We start from the raw sequence: 16,882 nt of genomic DNA on the forward strand, positions 1-16,882 counted from the left end.
GCCTTTGGCGCGCCCCCCTTGGACTCCAAGGGGGGCTTCTCCTTCGGCCGGCATTTCTGGCGCGCCACCCGGTCCATGCAGCGTCGAACAGGGCATTCCTGCGTGGAACGGCAGGGTGTCGCCGGCAAAAAGCCGGGACTACACTACGCGCGTTTGCCCGTCCCGCCCGCACCCGGAATCCTTCATGCCCGTTGATGCCAAGACCGACGTCCGGCCCGACGCCATCGCCCTGAACAGCGAACCCGGCTACCTGTCCATCCGCGACCTGCGCAAGGAGTTCGACGGCTTCGTCGCGGTCGACGACGTCAACCTGGACGTGCGCAAGGGCGAGATCTTCGCGCTGCTGGGCGGCTCGGGCAGCGGCAAGTCCACGCTGCTGCGCTGCCTGGCCGGTTTCGAGACGCCGACCCGCGGCAGGATCCTGCTCGACGGGCAGGAGATCAACGCGCTGCCGCCCTACGAGCGGCCGATCAACATGATGTTCCAGTCCTATGCGCTGTTCCCGCACATGACGGTGGAGCAGAACATCGCCTTCGGCCTGAAGCAGGACGGGATGGCCAAAGATGCCATCGCCCGCCGCGTCGGCGAGATGCTGGAACTGGTGCAGCTGGAGAAACTGGGCAAGCGCAAGCCGCACCAGCTCTCCGGCGGCCAGCAGCAGCGCGTTGCGCTGGCGCGCTCGCTGGCCAAGAGCCCGAAGCTGCTGCTGCTGGACGAACCGATGGGCGCGCTGGACAAAAAACTGCGCTCGAAGATGCAGCTGGAACTGGTCAACATCATCGAACAGCTCGGCGTGACCTGCGTGATGGTCACCCACGACCAGGAAGAGGCGATGACCATGGCCACCCGCATCGCGGTGATGGACCAGGGCTGGATCCAGCAGATCGGCAAGCCGGACGACATCTACGAGCAGCCGGCCAACCGCTTCGTCGCCAGCTTCATTGGTTCGGTGAACCTGTTCGAGGGCGTGATCGACGAGGACCTGCCCGAATACGTCACCGTGCGCACCGCCGATTTCCCCGCGCCGATCTACGTCGGTCACGGCATCACCGGCTACGAAGGGCAGCCGGTGGCGTTCGCGCTGCGTCCGGAGAAGGTGCACATCGCCAAGGACGAACCCGAGGGCGAGAGCAACAAAGCGCGTGGCGTGGTCGAGGACATCGCCTATTTCGGCAGCCATTCCGTGTACCACGTGCGCCTGCCCAGCGGCGCCAAGATCCTGTCCAACTTCGCCAACATGAAGCGCTGGGACAGCGACGGCATCACCTGGAACGACGAAGTATGGGTGTCCTGGGACGACAACGACGGCGTGGTGCTGACCTCATGAGCGCGCGCGAGCCGGACCTGGTGGGTTGGCGGCGCTGGCTGCCGGGCACCCGCGCCGGCGTGATCGGCGTGCCCTACCTGTGGCTGCTGCTGTTCTTCGCGATCCCGTTCCTGATCGTGCTGAAGATCTCGTTCGCGAAGATGGCGGTGGCGATGCCGCCGTACACGGCCATCGTCGAATACGTGGACAACGCTTTCAGCGTCAACCTCAACCTCGGCAATTACACCCAGCTGTTCGCCGACAGCCAGTACGTGGTCGCCTACCTGAGCTCGATAAAGATAGCGCTGATCTCCACGCTGCTGACGCTGCTGATCGGCTATCCGATGGCCTACGTTATCTCGCGCATGTCGCCGTCGGCGCGCAACATCGCGATGATGCTGGTGGTGCTGCCATCGTGGACCTCGTTCCTGATCCGCGTCTATGCGTGGATCGGCATTCTCGACAGCAACGGCCTGATCAACCGCACCCTGATGGGCATGGGCCTGATCGACGAACCGCTGCGCATCCTCTATACCCCGCTGGCGGCCTATATCGGCATCGTCTACTGCTACCTGCCGTTCATGGTGCTGCCGCTGTACGCCAACCTGGTCAAGCTCGACCATCGCCTGCTGGAGGCGGCCTACGACCTCGGCGCCAGGCCGTGGCAGGCGTTCGCGCGCATCACCCTGCCGCTGTCGCGCAGCGGCATCGTTGCCGGCTGCATGCTGGTGATGATCCCGGCGGTGGGCGAGTTCGTCATTCCGGAAATGCTCGGCGGCCCGGACACGCTGATGATCGGCCGCGTGCTGTGGGGCGAGTTCTTCAACAACCGCGACTGGCCGCTGGCCTCGGCGGTGGCGATCGTGATGCTGGTCCTGCTGCTGGTCCCGATCATCATCTTCAACCGCTCCCAGCAGCGCGAGCTGGAAGGAAAGCTGGCATGAGCATGGTCCGCGGCCAACGCTGGCTGGGCTGGAGCGTGCTGCTGTCCGGCTTCGCCTTCCTGTACCTGCCGATCCTGCTGCTGGTGCTGTACTCGTTCAATTCCTCGCGGCTGGCGACGGTATGGGCGGGCTTCTCCACGCAGTGGTACGGCGAGCTGTTCCGCGACCGGCAGCTGCTGGACGCGGCCTGGGTCAGCCTCAAGGTCGCGTTCTGGACCGCGAGCGCGTCGATGGTGCTCGGTACCATGGCGGCGATGGCGATGACCCGCTTCAAGCGCTTCCCCGGCAAGACCGTGTTCGGCGCGCTGGTGACCGCGCCGCTGGTGATGCCGGAAGTGATCATCGGCCTGTCGATCCTGCTGATGCTGGTGTCGATGGGCGGCCTGTTCGGGCTGCCGTCAAAGGGCGTGGTGGCGATCTGGATGGCGCACGTCACCTTCACCATTTCCTTCGTGACCGTGGTGGTGTCCTCGCGCCTGCAGGAGCTGGACCGCTCGCTGGAGGAGGCGGCGATGGACCTGGGCGCCAACCGGCTCAAGGTGTTCTTCCTGATCACCCTGCCGATCATCGCCCCGGCGCTGCTGTCCGGCTGGCTGCTGGCCTTCACCCTGTCGCTGGACGACGTGGTGATCGCCAGCTTCGTCGCCGGTCCCAGTTCGACCACGCTGCCGATGAAGATCTTCGCCTCGGTGCGCATGGGCGTGAGCCCCAAGATCAACGCGCTGGCCACCCTGCTGGTGCTGGCGGTATCGACCGTGGCCTTCGTCGGCTGGTGGATCTCGGCGCGCGCCGAAAAGCGGCGCCAGCGCGACATGCAGCTGGCGCTGCAGGACAACGGCTGAGGGGCGTCGGGACCTCATGCGGGGCAGGCAGCCCCGCATCCAAGATGGCTGCGGCGATCCTGCTTTGCAGGCGCCGGGCTTGCCCGGCACGGACCTGGTCGACGCGAACGCAACATCGCCAGCGCTACTCTGTCTGCCTCCGTTGGATGCAGGTGCAGTGCCATGGCTTCATACCAGACCATCAACCCTTTCGACGGCCGCGCCCTGCGCACGGTCGAGCTGATGAGCGCCGTTGCCGTCGAGCAGCGGCTGGCCGCTGCCGAGGCGGCGTTCCCGGCGTGGTCGGGCCTGGCGCTGGAGCAGCGCGGCGCCCTGCTGCGCAAGGTGGCCGCGGGGCTGCGTGCGCGCAGCAGCGACATCCAGCACGCGATGACGGCCGAAATGGGCAAGCTGCGCCGTGAGGCGCTGGCCGAGATCGAAAAGAGCGCGGCGGCCTGCGAGTACTACGCCGACCATGCCGCTGCTTACCTCGCGCCGCAGCCGATCCCGACCGAGGCGCGGCGCAGCCATGTCGTCTACCAGCCGATCGGCTGCGTGCTGGCGGTGATGCCGTGGAATTTCCCGGTGTGGCAGGTGTTCCGCTTCCTCGCGCCGTCGCTGATGGCCGGCAACGTGGCCCTGCTCAAGCACGCCAGCAACGTGCCTGACTGCGCCGACCTGATCGCCGCGGTGCTGGCCGATGCCGGCGTGCCGGCCGGCGTGTTCGACGTGCTGCACATCGACAACGACCAGGCTGCCGGGGTGCTGCGCGACCGCAGGGTCAAGGCGGTCACGCTGACCGGCAGCGAACGCGCCGGGCGCTCCATCGCCGCCAACGCCGGCGACCAGTTGAAGAAGTGCGTGATGGAGCTGGGCGGCAGCGACGCCTTCGTGGTGCTGGATGATGCCGACCTGGACGCTGCCGTCGCCGCGGCGGTGAAGTCGCGTTTCGACAACGCCGGGCAGACCTGCATCGCCGCCAAGCGCTTCGTGCTGGTGGAAGCCATCGCCGATGCCTTCGTGCGGCGCTTCGTCGAAGCGGCGAAGGCGCGGGTATATGGCGATCCGCAGGACGAAGCCACCACGCTGGCGCCGATGGCGCGCGCCGACCTGCGCGACGGCCTGCACCGGCAGGTGCGCGAGAGCATCGACAAGGGCGCCAGGGCGCTGCTGGGCTGCGAGCCGCTGGCCGGCAGCCATGCCGGTTACCCGGCGTCGATCCTCGACCACGTGGCGCCGGGCATGTCGGCGTACGAGGAAGAGCTGTTCGGCCCGGTGGCGGCGATCCTGCGGGTGAAAGACGAGGCCGAAGCGGTGCGCGTGGCCAACGATACGGCCTTCGGTCTGGGCGGCAGCGTGTGGACGCGCGACACCGCGCGCGGCGAGCGGGTCGCCGCGCAGCTGCAGTGCGGTGCGGCCTTCGTCAATTCGGTGGTGAAGAGCGATGTGCGGCTGCCGTTCGGCGGCACCAAACGCTCGGGCTTCGGCCGCGAACTGGCCGAGCATGGCATCCGCGAGTTCACCAACATCAAGACCATCTACGTGGCTTGACGCTTCCGCTCCTGCGGGTTGCAGGACGTCACGCAGGTTGGGGCCTTGCCCCATGCCGGAGATTTGCCGGTGAAGCCACATGCGGGGCGAGCCCCGCATTCCCGCTCAGCCGAACGGGTGGTCGATCGACGGGCTCTGCGGCGTCAACAACTCGGCGCCGTCGGCGGTGATGTGCAGGATGTCCTCCAGGCGCACGCCGAACTTCTCCGGGATGTAGATGCCGGGTTCGTCGCTGAAGGTCATGCCAGGTTCGAGCAGGTGCTTGTTGCCGCGGACCAGGTAATCCCACTCGTGCATGTCCATGCCGATGCCGTGGCCGAGGCGGTGGCTGAAATAGGTGTAGTCCGGGCCGTAGCCGGCATCGACGATGACCTTGCGCGCGGCGGCGTCCAGCGCTTCCATCGCCACGCCCGGGCGGGCGGCCTTCAATGCGCTGGTCTGGGCCTTCAGCACGATGTCGAAGACGCGGCGGATGTCGTCGCCGGCCTTGCCCAGCACCACGGTGCGGGTGATGTCGCTGGTGTAGCCGTCGGCCCTGCAGCCGCCGTCGAAGATGACCGGCGTGCCTTCGGTGAGCCGTTGCGGTGCGTCCGAACCATGCGGCGAGGCGGTGTATTTGCCGATGTTGACGTCGGCGCTGCCGCGCAGGCCGGTGCGCGCATAGGCAAGGGCCACCAGTCCGGCGATGTCGTCCTCGGTCATGCCCGGCGCCAGTGCCTTCCACACGGCCTCGTACACCGCCAGCGTGGTCTGGTTGGCCAGGCGCATCAGTGCCAGTTCCGCCGGGCTCTTGATGCGCCGGCAGCCGGCGGTGACCGGCCAGGCGTCGACGAAGGTGGCGTGGGGCAGTGCGTCCATGATGCCCTTGCTGCGGAAGAACGGCACCGTTTCCTCGATGCCGACCGTGCCGTTGGCGGCGCCGAAACCGCGCAGCACCTGCGCGACCAGCGCGTAGGGGTCCTCGTCTTCCTGCCAGCCGCGCACATCGTTGCCGAGCTTGATCTGCTCCAGCGTGCGGCCGCGCTCGAATTCGGGCGTGACGTAGACCGGTTCGCCCGAGCGCGGCAGGATCACGCCGGTCAGGCGCTCGCTGTTCCACCAGTGCATGCCGGTGAAATAGGTCAGCGAGGTGCCCGCGCCGATGAACACCGCGTTGATCCCGTGTTCGTCCATCAATTGCTGCGCCCGTGCCAGGCGCTGCCTGCGCTCGTCGGCGCCGATCGGCACCACCCGATGCGCGACCGGCGTGAGCGCGCGGATGGAGTCGGGCAGCGCCGGGCCATTGCCGCCTTCATCGGCGGCCAGCGCGGTGCCGGCCTGGCCGAGCAGGGGCAGTGCCGCGGCACTGGCGGCCAGCGAACTGCGCAGGAAAAGCCGGCGGCGGTTGTCGAGGACGGTGTCGTTCTGCATGAAATCCCCTGGAAAGCAGTGATGGGTTGGGTGGCCGCGGGCAGCCGCGGCGGCGCGGGCCTACAGCCAGCCCGAGCGCTTGAACAGCCGGTACAGCACCCAGCAGACGGTGCCGACGATGACGATCAGCAGCGGGTAGCCATAGCGGTCGTCCAGTTCGGGCATGCCCTTGAAGTTCATGCCGTACCAGCTGGTGATCAGGGTCGGCGCGGCCAGCAGCGCCGCCCAGGCGCCGAGCCGCTTGACCGTCTCGCCCTGCGCCAGGGTGACCAGCGACAGGTTCACGCTCAGCGCGGTGCCGAGCATCTCGCGCAGGGTGTCGATGGCGTCGTTGACCCGCGCGGCATGGTCCTGCACGTCGCGCAGGTACAGCCGCGCCTCGTCGTTGAGCAGTTGCGCCGGGTTGCGCTGCAGCTGCGACAGCGCGTCCTGCAGCGGTGTGACCGCCAGGCGCATCTTGTTGAGCTCGCGCTTGAGGTCGTACAGGCGGATGACGGTACGGCGCCGGTAGTTCTCGGCGAAGATGTCCTTCTCCAGCGAATCCAGCGTGTCGCGGAAGCTGTCGGTGATCGGCAGGTAGTTGTCCACCACCGCGTCGAGCACCGCATATAGGCAGAACGACGGGCCCAGCGCCACCAGGTCGTGTTCGCGCTCCAGCCGCGCGCGCACCGGCGCATACGACAGCGAGGCGCCGTGGCGCACCGTCACCAGATAGCGTGGGCCGAGGAAGGCATGGGTCTCGCCGTAACGGATGCGCTCCTCGACCACCTGCGCGGTGTGCACCACCACGAACAGGGAATTGCCATAGGTTTCCACCTTGGGCCGCTGGTGCGCCTTGCGCGTGTCCTCGATGGCCAGGTCGTGCAGGCCGAACTCGGCCTGCACCTTTTCCAGCACGGCATCGTCGGGTTCGTACAGACCGACCCAGACGAAGCCCTTGTCGCTGGCTTCGAGCGCGTCGCTGATCGAATCCAGCGGGAGATTGCGCAGCGTACCGTCCTCGCCATACCAGGTGCAGTTGATGACACAGGGCGGGTTGGCGGGCGCTGCCGCGGGAGAATTGCCGACGTCCATGGCCGCATCGTGCCTCAGCGCGGAGTGGCCGCCAAGCCGCGGCGGCCCAGTACCAGCGCCAGCGCCAGGTGGATCGGCAGCAGCAGCACGATCCACTGCATGTTGAACTGGGCCTGCAGCGACAGCCAGTGCAGCGGCAGCGACAGCGTGGCGATGGCGGCCACCGTCCACAGCAGCCAGGCGAACGCGCGGCCGGGCGTGCGCCCGCGCAGCAGTTGCCATGCGCCCGGCAGCAGGGCCAGCGCCAGCGGGCTGAGCAGCAGCAGGTTGCGGTTGCCCCAGGCGGCACGGTGTTCGCTCCAGCCCCACAGGTAGGCGAGCAGCAGGCCCGCCAGGCCGCAGAACAGCCAGAAGGGCAGGGCGACACCGCCAAGCGCGCGGCGATGACGGCGTGCGACGAAGACCCCGCCGGCCAGCGCCAGGCCGGTCAGCAGCCATGGCCACCACGCACGGTCGTGTTCGGCCGGTTCCGGCGCCAGCCGCTGCGGCAGCAGTTCCTGTTCGGATTGCACCAGCGGGCGCCCCGCGCTGTTGCGGGCCTCGCGCAGGCCGTCGGCCAGCCGCATCGGCACGAAGGCTTCCTGCCAGCGCGACAACGGCTGGTCGGCCCAAGGGCCAAGACCGACGTCGAAGCCCAGCCACATCCACGGCGACGGCGAGGCCAGCCGCACCGCTTCGCTGCGGTAGGAATTGCCGCGCGAACGCCCGGCCAGTTGTGACTGCAGGCTGCCGCCCATGGCGCGGTCGAGCGCGTCGCGCACCATCGTCGAGCAGTTGGCGGTGAAGTAGTCGTAGCGGTAGCGCGCGTTCTCCGGCCGGGAGCGCTCGGCGAGGTCGTCGGCCAGCGCCCGCGCCTGTCGTGGCGGCAGGTCCAGCCACTGGATGGAAGCGCCGCGCCCGGCGTCGCGGTACTGCGCGAGATCTTCGTCCAGCGGCAGCGCGACGAGGTAGTACATCATCCGCCCGCGCACGAAGTTGCCGATGAAGTCCGGCTCGGACGGGTCGAAGAAACCGAAGTTGTAGGAGATGGCCGGGCCGCCGTCGGGATCGGCCACGACCAGTGCGTCATGGCCGAAACGCTCGAAGAAGACCTCGCCCGGCAGCATCGTCACCACGCCGATGCGCGGCGCACGGGGTGCGCCATCGTCGGTGGGCGATGCCGCGGCCTGGGCCGTGCCGGCCGCCAGCAGGCACAGCAGCGCGCATGCCAGCAGGCGTGCGAACGGGAGGGCCGGGCGCAGCAGCCGGGAAAGACGCGGGGCGATCAAGCTTCGTCCTGTGAGTCGGGGGGCAGCACGGTGACGTGGAAGGCCTGCACCCGCCGCGCGTTGGCGCGCGCGACGCGGAACACGAAGCGGTCCAGGGTGAGTTCGTCGCCGATCTCGGGCAGGTGGCCGATGGCCTCGGTGACCAGCCCGCCGATGGTGTCGTAGTCGTCGTCGGAGAAATCCGCGCCGAAGCTTTCGTTGAAATCCTCGATCGCGGTCAGCGCATCGACCACATAGCGGCCATCGGCCTGGATGGCGATCTGCGCGGTGTGGTCCTCGGCTTCGTCGTGCTCGTCGTCGATCTGGCCGACGATCTGCTCCAGCACGTCCTCGATGGTGACCAGCCCGGCCACGCCGCCGTATTCGTCGACCACGATCGCCATGTGGTTGCGCGAGAGCCGGAACTCCTTGAGCAGCACGTTGAGCTTCTTGGACTCGGGGATCAGCACCGCCGGGCGCAGCAGTTCGCGGATGGTGGCGTGGCTGTTGTCGGCGACCACGCCGCGCAGCAGGTCCTTGGCCAGCAGGATGCCGAGCACGTCGTCCTTGTTCTCGCCGTGCACGGGGAAGCGCGAATGGCCGGATTCGACCACCTGCTTCATCAATTCCAGGAAGGGCTGCTCGACCGGCAGGGACACCATCTGCGAGCGCGGGATCATGACGTCGCCGACGGTCAGTTCGGCCACCGAGATGGCGCCTTCCATCATGCGCAGGGTGTCGGCGGCGATCAGGCCGTCCTGCTCGGCCGTCTGCAGCACGGCCACCAGTTCGTCGCGGGTATGGGGTTCGCCGGAGAAGGCCGCGCTCAGGCGTTCGAGCCAGCCGCGCTTCTTTTCGCCCTGCTCCGGGGCGGTACTACTGTCGTCTTCGGACATCTCTTCGATCAGGGCACCCGGCGGGCCGGGCGGTGAGGGCAAGTCTAGCAGGATGTCCGCGGCCGGCCGCTCAGGCCGGCGGCGTGTCCTTGGCGGTGCCGGAGGCGGCAGCGGGCGCCTCGTTCTCGGCCGGAAGATCCAGGCTGTAGGTACAGCCGGCCAGGGTCTTGCCGGGGTGGGATTTGACGTTGGACACGCTCAGGATCACCGACTCGATCAGCGCTTCGCCGGTCCTGGCGTCGTTCACGTCGCGGCTGACCAGTTCGCGGCCGGCCATGAATTTGCCATCGGCGTCGTAGCCGGTTTCCAGCTCCAGCGCCCTGGCCAGCGGGCGCGGATCGGCCAGGTCCAGGATCGCCATGATGCTGGAACCGGCCATGGCGATATGGTCCGCGGGGTGGCCGAACACCGTCACCGGCGTGTTCAGCGTGTACTCGTTCATGAACAGGTTGCCCTGCGGCAGCGGCCGCCAGCCCAGCGCGACCGCCTTGAGCGGATCGGCGGCGATGGGCGCCAATGCGGTGAAGTCGCTCACGCCCTGCCGGCATTCGATCAAAGCGGACAGGTCGATGACCGGATCGGCAAGTGCGGCGGTGGGCAGTGCGGCGGCGAGCAGCAGCGGAAACAGGCGGGTCGAGGGCACGTGGGCTGGGCTGTCGAATGGATGCGAAAGGTATCAGTGCATGGCCAGTCGCTGCCACAGCCAGCCGCCGCCCCATCCCAGCAGGCGCAGCAACAGGACCAGCGGGGTGACCAGCAGTGTGCACAACAACAGGAGGTTCACCACCGCCAGCAGCGCCAGCAGGACAATTGATGTTCCGATATGAAGGGTCAATGTTCCCAGCGCCGCGTAGAACCCGGGAGCCAGAAACAAGTACAGGGCCGCCAGTGCGAACGCCATGCCCAGCATGAGGGGGGGTGCGCGGAAGAACGGCATGGCGGCGACCGGGCGTCTGGCGAACAGGCCGGCGATCACCCGCCAGCCCAGAGGCGCCACCAGCAGACACAGGCCTGCACAACCCAGCACGATCTGCAGGTGCGCCACGGAAGTCATCCGCGCGCCGAAGGCAGGGGCAAACAGCGACAGATAGCAGGTGGCCGCAAACGACACACAGAACACTGCGCCGACCAGCATGCGCAGGAGGGTTCCCATGCGATGACGCGAAACTGGCGGAAGCAGGGTCGGCGCGCGGTCGTTCATCCTGAATGCCTCGGCTGGCGGGTGTGGCGCCATTGAATGATGAATCGAAGCCTGCTTCAACCGAGTAGTCGAAAGTGCGGTCAGCGCTCGCCGGCGTAGGGATCGGCGATGCCCAGTTCGGCGAGGATCTCGCGTTCGAGCTGTTCCATCGCCTCGGCTTCCTTGTCGTCCTCGTGGTCCCAGCCGAGCAGGTGCAGTACGCCGTGCACGGTCATGTGCGCGTAGTGGGCGTTGAGCGCCTTGCTCTGCTCATCGGCCTCGCGCGCCACCACCGGTGCGCAGATCACCAGGTCGCCAAGCAGCGGGAACTTGACGCCCTTGGGCAGGCCTTCGGGAATCTCGGCCGGAAAACTGAGCACATTGGTGGCGTAGTCCTTGCCGCGGTAATGGCGGTTCAGGGACTGGCCTTCCCTGATGTCGACCACGCGGATGGCGAGGTCGGCTTCGCGGATGCGCCCTTCCAACGCCGCGGCGACCCAGCGGCGGAAACTCACCGCCGCGGGCAGACCGGCGCGGGGCAGGGCGTAGCTGACGGCGATATCGAGACGGATCGGACCCTTGGTCATTCGGTTGCTCCGGGATTGACCCGCTGCAGGTCGCGGCGGTCGTAGGCGCTGACGATACGCGCCACCAGCGGGTGACGGACCACGTCGCGCGATTCAAAGAAAGTGAAGCTCACGCCCTCGACGTCGCGCAGCACCTCGATGGCATCGCGCAGGCCGGATTTGACGTGCTTGGGCAGGTCGGTCTGTGTGAGGTCGCCGGTGACCACCGCGGTGGAGCCGAAGCCCAACCGGGTCAGGAACATCTTCATCTGTTCGATGGTGGTGTTCTGCGCCTCGTCCAGGATCACGAAGGCGTCGTTGAGCGTGCGCCCGCGCATATAGGCCAGCGGCGCGATCTCGATGACGTTCTTCTCCAGCAGCTTGGCGACCTTCTCCACGCCGAGCATTTCGTACAGCGCGTCGTACAGCGGGCGCAGGTAGGGGTCGACCTTCTGGGTGAGGTCGCCGGGCAGGAAGCCCAGTTTCTCGCCGGCTTCCACCGCCGGGCGCACCAGGATCAGGCGCTGCACGCGCGATTCGTTCAACGCTTCCACCGCCATGGCCACGGCCAGGAAGGTCTTGCCGGTGCCGGCTGGGCCGATGCCGAAATTGATGTCGTGGGTGGCGATCTGGTGCAGGTAGCGCGACTGGTTCTGGCCGCGGCCGCGCACGGTGCCGCGCTTGACCTTGATCGCGACGTCCTGTGTCTCGTAGGCGCGCTCGGCCACCTGTTCGACGTTGGCGCGGCTCAGCAGCAGGTGGATGGCATGGCTGTCCAGGGGGGTATCGACGGCTTCATCGTAGAGCGCCTTGAGCAGGCGCTCGGCCTCGCCGGCGGTCCTGCCCGGTCCACTGACGCGGAACACGTTGCCGCGGTTGGCGATCTGCACGCCCAGCCGCAGTTCGATCTGGCGCAGGTTCTCGTCGAAGGGACCGGCGAGATTGGCCAGCCGCTCGTTGTCGGCCGGGTCGAGGGTGAAATCGCGTTGGGTGGTGACGGTCATTTCTGCAGCGGTTGCGGCGCGGGATGGGGCCATGCCTGGGGCCGGGAAGAGTACCGCCGTGGCGGGGCATCCACCAGCGCATGCGGTGGCCCGGGTTCTCCACAGGGGATGTGGATGCGGGGGCGGCGAAGCTGTGGATATCATGCCGCACCCCTTGCTATGGCGGCGTGTGCATCGGGCTGGTCAGAAAATCACCAGGCTTCCGGCGCGGCCATGGATAATCGTGTGCGGCCGGTTGCCACAGCGGCCATGGCTGCGTTTTCCAGCATGGAACAGGCGTCGCAGGGGCACGAGAGTCGGGCATGAGGAAGGGCCGGGACATGAACAGGCGTATCGGGATGGCGGGATTGGCGCTGGGCATCGTCGTTGCGGCGGTCGGCTGCCGGCGCGAACCCGAACCATTGCTGGGCACGCTGGAGTGGGACCGCATCAGCCTGCCGGCGCCGGCCTCCGAACGGATCCTCGCGCTGGACGTGCGCGAGGGCGACCAGGTCCATGCCGGCACGCGCCTGCTGCGGCTCGAACCCGAACGCCTCCGCTCGCAGCTGCAGAGCGCGCAGGCGCAGACCAGCCAGCGTGAGCAGTCGCTGCGCGAGCTGGTCAACGGCCCGCGCCGGGAGCAGATCGCGCAGGCGCAGGCGCAACTGGCGGCCGCGCAGGCGCAGGCGCGCGATGCCAGCGCCTATTACGCGCGGCTGCAGCCGCTGGGCAACCGGCAGCTGGTGGCGGCGGCCGATGTCGACCGTGCACGGGCAGCCGCGGACGACGCCCGTGCGCAGGTACGCAGCGCGCAGCAGGCGCTGCTGGAACTGCGCAACGGCACGCGCGCGGAGGAGGTCGCACAGGGCGAAGCGGCGGTGCGGGCGGCGCAGGCCGATGCGGCGGTGCAGGCGGTCAACCTGGACCGGCTGGACATTGTCGCGCCGCGCGACGGCCGCATCGACAGCCTGCCGTACAAGGCCGGCAACCAGACGCCGGTCGGCGCCACGCTGGCGATCATGCTGGTCGGCGAGGCGCCCTATGCGCGCATCTACGTGCCCGCGTCGGTGCGCCAGCGCATCGCCATCGGCCAGACCCTGGCGGTGACGGTGGCCGGCAGCGACACGGCGTATCAGGGACGGGTGCGGATGATCCGCAGCGAGCCGATGTTCACCCCGTACTACGCGCTGTCCGGCAGCGATGCCGGGCGGCTGAGCTACCTGGCCGAAGTGCAGTTGCCGGCCAGCGCCAATGGCCAGCCGGTCGGCGCGCCGGTGCAGGTGCGGCTGGCGGACGCCGCCCATGAATGAGGCGGACGGCACGGCGGACGCGCTGGCGATCCGCGCGCGTTCGCTGGGCAAGCGCTTCGGCGGATTCGTCGCGGTCGACGGCATCGACCTGGACGTGCCGCGCGCGCAGGTCCACGGCTTCCTCGGTCCCAACGGGTCGGGCAAGTCCACCACCATCCGCATGCTGTGCGGTCTGCTCACTCCGAGCGCGGGCGAGATCGAGGTGCTTGGCCTGTCGATCCCGCGCCAGGCCGAGGAACTGCGCCGCCACATCGGCTACATGACCCAGCGCTTCTCGCTGTACGAAGACCTGAGCGTGCGCGAGAACCTGATGTTCCTGGCAACGGTGCAGGGCCTGCCGCGCGCACGCCGGGTGCCGCGGGTGGAGGAACTGCTGCAGGCCTACGGCCTTGGCGACCTGCAGCGGCAGCTGGCCGGCACCCTGAGCGGCGGGCAGAAGCAGCGCCTGGCGTTGGCCTGCGCGGTGGTGCACGCGCCGCAATTGCTGCTGCTCGACGAGCCGACCAGCGCGGTCGATCCCGAGTCGCGCCGCGATTTCTGGGAAAAGCTCTTCGATCTTGCCGATGCAGGCACCACGCTGCTGGTCTCCACGCACTACATGGACGAGGCCGAGCGCTGCCATCGCATCGCGATCCTCGACCACGGCCGGCTGGTGGCCGATGGCAGCCCCGCCGAACTGACCAGCCGGTTGCAGGGAAGAACCCTGGGCGTGCGCAGCGGCGCGCTGCGCCAGGCGCAGAAGCGGCTGCATGCGGTCGAGGGCGTGCTGTCGGTGGCGCAGGTGGGCAACGAGCTGCGCGTGCTGTGCGCGCCCGGCCATGGCGATCCCGATGCGGTAGCCGCGGCCTTGCGCCGGGGCGGCCTGCAGGCCGAGGTGGAGCGCATCGAACCCAGCCTGGAGGATGTATTCGTCGCCGCTACCCATCGCAGGGAAGAGGCAGGCGCATGAAGCTGGCGCAGATCCACGCGGTGATGGTCAAGGAACTGCGGCAGATGGCGCGCGACCGCATGACCCTGGCGATGATGATCGGCATCCCCACGCTGCAGCTGCTGCTGTTCGGCTACGCCATCAACCTGGACGTGCGCCACCTGCCGGCGGCGGTGGCCGACCAGGCCGACACCGCCGGTTCGCGCGCGCTGGTGCAGGACATGCTTTCCACCGGCGTGATCGCGCCGGTCGCCGCGGCGCGCACGCCGCTGGAACTGCAGGCGCTTATCCGTTCCGGGCGGATCGAGGTGGGCATCGCGGTGCCGCCGGACTTCGAGCGCCGGCTGGACGAAGGCCGCGAGGTGATGCAGGTGATCGTGGACGGTGCCGATACCTCGGTGCAGGCCGCGGCGCGCCAGCTGGCGCAGATGCCGCTGGACGGACGCCTGTCCACCGCGCGCGCCGGCGCGCGGATCAGCGTGCTGCCGCTGTACAACCCGCAGCGGCAGTCGGCGATCAACGTGGTGCCGGGGTTGATCGGCGTGATCCTCACCATGACCCTGGTGATGTTCACCGCCATGGCCATCGTGCGCGAACGCGAGCGCGGCAACCTGGAGATGCTGATCACCACCCCTGTATCCAGCGCCGAGTTGATGCTGGGCAAGGTGTTGCCCTATATCGGCGTGGGGCTGGTGCAGACCAGCCTGATCCTGCTGCTCGGCGCCTGGCTGTTCGAAGTGCCTGTCGCTGGCGGGTTGCTGCCGGTCTACGCAGTCTCGATGCTGCTGATCGTCGCCAATCTCAGCCTTGGCCTGCTGATTTCCACCGTCGCGCAGTCGCAGTTCCAGGCGATGCAGATGACGTTCTTCCTGTTCCTGCCGTCGATGCTGCTGTCCGGCTTCATGTTCCCGTTCGACGGCATGCCATGGCCGGCGCAATGGCTGGCCGAGGTGTTGCCGCTGACGCATTTCATGCGGCTGATCCGCGGGGTGATGCTGCGCGGGGCCACGCTGGCGGAGCTGTGGCCCGACGCGCTGGCGCTGGCCGGCTTCAGCCTGGCGATGATGGCGCTGGCGATCCTGCGCTTCCGCAAGCGGCTGGATTGAGCGGTGCCGGCCAGCGGCCGGCACTACCCGTCAGGCCGCGTCGGTCACCACGCGCCCGCGCAGTGAGTTGCTCAGCGCCTCGGTGATGACCACATCGACGAACTGGCCGATCAGCCGCTTCGAACCCGGGAAGTTCACCGAGCGCATGTTCTCGGTCTTGCCGGTCAGCTCGTTGTCGTCCTTGCGCGAGGTGCCTTCGACCAGCACGGTCTGCACGCTGCCGACCATCATCTTCGAGATGCCGGCGGCATGTTCGTTGATGCGCGCCTGCAGGCGCGACAGGCGCGCATGCTTCTCGGCCTCGGAGGTGGTGTCCTCCAGGTCGGCGGCCGGCGTGCCGGGGCGGCGCGAATAGATGAAGGAGAAGCTCTGGTCGAAACCCACGTCCTCGATCAGCTTCATGGTCTTCTCGAAATCGGCGTCGGTCTCGCCGGGGAAGCCGACGATGAAGTCCGAGCTGATCGAGATGTCCGGGCGCACCGCGCGCAGCTTGCGGATCTTTGCCTTGAATTCGAGTGCGGTGTAGCCGCGCTTCATGGCGCTGAGGATGCGGTCGCTGCCGGCCTGCACCGGCAGGTGCAGGTAGTTGGCCAGCTTGGGCACGTCGCGGTAGGCGTCCACCAGCGAGTCGGAAAACTCCAGCGGGTGCGAGGTGGTGAAGCGGATGCGGCCGACGCCATCGATCTCGGCGATGGTGCGGATCAGCAGGCCGAGGTCGGCGATCTCCCCGTCGCCATACGGCCCACGGTAGGCGTTGACGTTCTGCCCGAGCAGGTTGATCTCGCGCACGCCCTGCGCGGCCAGCTGCGCGCATTCGACCACCACGTCCTCGAACGGGCGGCTGACCTCGGTACCGCGGGTGTAGGGCACTACGCAGAACGAGCAGTACTTGGAGCAGCCTTCCATGATCGACACGAAAGCCGACGGGCCCTCGGCGCGCGGTTCGGGCAGGCGGTCGAACTTCTCGATCTCGGGGAAACTGATGTCCACCTGCGGCCGGTTCTGCTCGCGGCGGGCGCGGATCAGCTCGGGCAGGCGGTGCAGGGTCTGGGGGCCGAACACCAGGTCAACGTAGGGGGCGCGCTTGACGATGGCCTCGCCTTCCTGCGAAGCGACGCAGCCGCCGACACCGATGATGACATCGCGGCCGCCAGCCTTGAGCTCCTTCCAGCGGCCGAGCTGGCTGAACACCTTCTCCTGCGCCTTCTCGCGGATGGAGCAGGTGTTGACCAGCACCACGTCGGCGTCCTCGGGGTTGTCGGTCAGCTCCAGCCCTTCGTATTCGGCCAGTACGTCGGCCATCTTGGCCGAGTCGTACTCGTTCATCTGGCAGCCGTGGGTCTTGATGTAGAGCTTTCCGCGCGGTGGCGAGCCGTCGCCGGGCTTGCCGCGCGCGTCGCCGGCAGCCTTCGGCCTGACGCCGGGCAGGGAGATCAATTCGGGGGTATTCATTTCAATGGAAGGCACGGCGGAAACGGCCGTGTTCGGCAAAGGGGAGGCTGGCGTCCCGGGCATGGCGCTTATTCCAGACGGGTGGGCGGGCAGGCGACCAGGGGTCGC

The 16,882-nt window shown here is 68.1% G+C and carries 16 protein-coding genes; 7 read left to right on the top strand and 9 right to left on the bottom strand.

Annotation, left to right across the window (positions count from 1 at the left end; genetic code table 11):
- Window positions 1-184: 184 nt before the first annotated feature.
- The 4 genes from AC1DGW_RS01965 to AC1DGW_RS01980 all read left to right on the top strand — a co-directional run bounded on the left by AC1DGW_RS01965 (window position 185) and on the right by AC1DGW_RS01980 (window position 4,622).
- Complete coding sequence (locus AC1DGW_RS01965; protein WP_478018996.1) at window positions 185-1,327, top strand: ABC transporter ATP-binding protein; 1,143 nt, start codon at window positions 185-187, stop codon at window positions 1,325-1,327.
- Window positions 1,324-2,250: an ABC transporter permease subunit gene (locus AC1DGW_RS01970; protein ID WP_478018997.1), complete on the top strand. Its 927-nt coding sequence runs from the start codon at window positions 1,324-1,326 to the stop codon at window positions 2,248-2,250. The genes AC1DGW_RS01965 and AC1DGW_RS01970 overlap by 4 nt, the downstream gene beginning before the upstream one ends.
- Complete coding sequence (locus AC1DGW_RS01975; protein ID WP_478018998.1) at window positions 2,247-3,092, top strand: ABC transporter permease subunit; 846 nt, start codon at window positions 2,247-2,249, stop codon at window positions 3,090-3,092. Before AC1DGW_RS01970 ends, AC1DGW_RS01975 begins: the two co-directional genes overlap by 4 nt.
- A gap of 162 nt (window positions 3,093-3,254) precedes the next feature.
- The gene (locus AC1DGW_RS01980) at window positions 3,255-4,622 is read left to right on the top strand and encodes an NAD-dependent succinate-semialdehyde dehydrogenase (RefSeq protein ID WP_478018999.1); all 1,368 of its coding nucleotides are present in this window, start codon (window positions 3,255-3,257) and stop codon (window positions 4,620-4,622) included.
- 105 nt (window positions 4,623-4,727) lie between these two features.
- Here AC1DGW_RS01980 and AC1DGW_RS01985 read toward each other — a convergent pair whose 3' ends face one another.
- From AC1DGW_RS01985 to AC1DGW_RS02020, 8 genes are all read right to left on the bottom strand, one after another.
- Window positions 4,728-6,032: a M24 family metallopeptidase gene (locus tag AC1DGW_RS01985; protein ID WP_478019000.1), complete on the bottom strand. Its 1,305-nt coding sequence runs from the start codon at window positions 6,030-6,032 to the stop codon at window positions 4,728-4,730.
- 60 nt (window positions 6,033-6,092) lie between these two features.
- Window positions 6,093-7,106, bottom strand: coding sequence for a magnesium and cobalt transport protein CorA (locus tag AC1DGW_RS01990; RefSeq protein ID WP_478019001.1), 1,014 nt, complete (start codon window positions 7,104-7,106; stop codon window positions 6,093-6,095).
- Window positions 7,107-7,120: 14 nt separating this feature from the next.
- Complete coding sequence (locus AC1DGW_RS01995; protein ID WP_478019002.1) at window positions 7,121-8,374, bottom strand: lipoprotein N-acyltransferase Lnb domain-containing protein; 1,254 nt, start codon at window positions 8,372-8,374, stop codon at window positions 7,121-7,123.
- Window positions 8,371-9,249, bottom strand: coding sequence for an HlyC/CorC family transporter (locus AC1DGW_RS02000; RefSeq protein WP_478019003.1), 879 nt, complete (start codon window positions 9,247-9,249; stop codon window positions 8,371-8,373). Before AC1DGW_RS02000 ends, AC1DGW_RS01995 begins: the two co-directional genes overlap by 4 nt.
- Before the next feature lie 70 nt (window positions 9,250-9,319).
- Entirely contained in the window at window positions 9,320-9,892 is a 573-nt protein-coding gene (locus tag AC1DGW_RS02005; protein ID WP_478019004.1) for a hypothetical protein, read from the bottom strand.
- Between the two features lie 33 nt (window positions 9,893-9,925).
- Window positions 9,926-10,402 (bottom strand): hypothetical protein, encoded by a 477-nt coding sequence (locus tag AC1DGW_RS02010; protein WP_478019005.1) that lies wholly within the window; start codon window positions 10,400-10,402, stop codon window positions 9,926-9,928.
- A 128-nt stretch (window positions 10,403-10,530) separates the two neighbouring features.
- Window positions 10,531-11,016, bottom strand: a complete 486-nt coding sequence (gene ybeY, locus AC1DGW_RS02015; RefSeq protein ID WP_478019006.1) for an rRNA maturation RNase YbeY — start codon at window positions 11,014-11,016, stop codon at window positions 10,531-10,533.
- The gene (locus AC1DGW_RS02020; protein WP_478019007.1) at window positions 11,013-11,999 is read right to left on the bottom strand and encodes a PhoH family protein; all 987 of its coding nucleotides are present in this window, start codon (window positions 11,997-11,999) and stop codon (window positions 11,013-11,015) included. The genes ybeY and AC1DGW_RS02020 overlap by 4 nt, the downstream gene beginning before the upstream one ends.
- Window positions 12,000-12,319: 320 nt before the next feature.
- On the opposite strand from AC1DGW_RS02020, the gene AC1DGW_RS02025 reads away from it, so the two are divergent.
- Genes AC1DGW_RS02025 through AC1DGW_RS02035 form a run of 3 tightly spaced genes read left to right on the top strand, consistent with a single transcriptional unit; the run spans window position 12,320 to window position 15,322 of the window.
- The gene (locus AC1DGW_RS02025) at window positions 12,320-13,288 is read left to right on the top strand and encodes an HlyD family secretion protein (protein ID WP_478019008.1); all 969 of its coding nucleotides are present in this window, start codon (window positions 12,320-12,322) and stop codon (window positions 13,286-13,288) included.
- On the top strand, window positions 13,281-14,237 hold the full coding sequence (locus AC1DGW_RS02030; protein WP_478019009.1) for an ABC transporter ATP-binding protein: 957 nt from the start codon (window positions 13,281-13,283) through the stop codon (window positions 14,235-14,237). The genes AC1DGW_RS02025 and AC1DGW_RS02030 overlap by 8 nt, the downstream gene beginning before the upstream one ends.
- Entirely contained in the window at window positions 14,234-15,322 is a 1,089-nt protein-coding gene (locus AC1DGW_RS02035) for an ABC transporter permease (protein ID WP_478019010.1), read from the top strand. Before AC1DGW_RS02030 ends, AC1DGW_RS02035 begins: the two co-directional genes overlap by 4 nt.
- Window positions 15,323-15,352: 30 nt before the next feature.
- On the opposite strand, the gene miaB is transcribed toward AC1DGW_RS02035, so the two are convergent.
- On the bottom strand, window positions 15,353-16,837 hold the full coding sequence (miaB, locus tag AC1DGW_RS02040) for a tRNA (N6-isopentenyl adenosine(37)-C2)-methylthiotransferase MiaB (RefSeq protein ID WP_478019011.1): 1,485 nt from the start codon (window positions 16,835-16,837) through the stop codon (window positions 15,353-15,355).
- Between the last annotated feature and the right edge of the window lie 45 nt (window positions 16,838-16,882).

The organism is Stenotrophomonas sp. 05N423 (assembly GCF_056397145.1).

Excerpts from the sequence above, each read along its gene's own strand:
- ybeY (WP_478019006.1), bottom strand. The coding sequence starts at position 11,016 with ATGACCAAGGGTCCGATCCGTCTCGATATCGCCGTCAGCTACGCCCTG.
- AC1DGW_RS01985 (WP_478019000.1), bottom strand. The coding sequence starts at position 6,032 with ATGCAGAACGACACCGTCCTCGACAACCGCCGCCGGCTTTTCCTGCGC.
- AC1DGW_RS02010 (WP_478019005.1), bottom strand. The coding sequence starts at position 10,402 with ATGGGAACCCTCCTGCGCATGCTGGTCGGCGCAGTGTTCTGTGTGTCG.
- AC1DGW_RS02025 (WP_478019008.1), top strand. The coding sequence starts at position 12,320 with ATGAACAGGCGTATCGGGATGGCGGGATTGGCGCTGGGCATCGTCGTT.
- AC1DGW_RS02000 (WP_478019003.1), bottom strand. The coding sequence starts at position 9,249 with ATGTCCGAAGACGACAGTAGTACCGCCCCGGAGCAGGGCGAAAAGAAG.
- AC1DGW_RS01975 (WP_478018998.1), top strand. The coding sequence starts at position 2,247 with ATGAGCATGGTCCGCGGCCAACGCTGGCTGGGCTGGAGCGTGCTGCTG.
- AC1DGW_RS02035 (WP_478019010.1), top strand. The coding sequence starts at position 14,234 with ATGAAGCTGGCGCAGATCCACGCGGTGATGGTCAAGGAACTGCGGCAG.
- AC1DGW_RS01970 (WP_478018997.1), top strand. The coding sequence starts at position 1,324 with ATGAGCGCGCGCGAGCCGGACCTGGTGGGTTGGCGGCGCTGGCTGCCG.
- AC1DGW_RS02030 (WP_478019009.1), top strand. The coding sequence starts at position 13,281 with ATGAATGAGGCGGACGGCACGGCGGACGCGCTGGCGATCCGCGCGCGT.
- AC1DGW_RS01980 (WP_478018999.1), top strand. The coding sequence starts at position 3,255 with ATGGCTTCATACCAGACCATCAACCCTTTCGACGGCCGCGCCCTGCGC.
- AC1DGW_RS01965 (WP_478018996.1), top strand. The coding sequence starts at position 185 with ATGCCCGTTGATGCCAAGACCGACGTCCGGCCCGACGCCATCGCCCTG.
- AC1DGW_RS01990 (WP_478019001.1), bottom strand. The coding sequence starts at position 7,106 with ATGGACGTCGGCAATTCTCCCGCGGCAGCGCCCGCCAACCCGCCCTGT.
- miaB (WP_478019011.1), bottom strand. The coding sequence starts at position 16,837 with ATGCCCGGGACGCCAGCCTCCCCTTTGCCGAACACGGCCGTTTCCGCC.
- AC1DGW_RS02020 (WP_478019007.1), bottom strand. The coding sequence starts at position 11,999 with ATGACCGTCACCACCCAACGCGATTTCACCCTCGACCCGGCCGACAAC.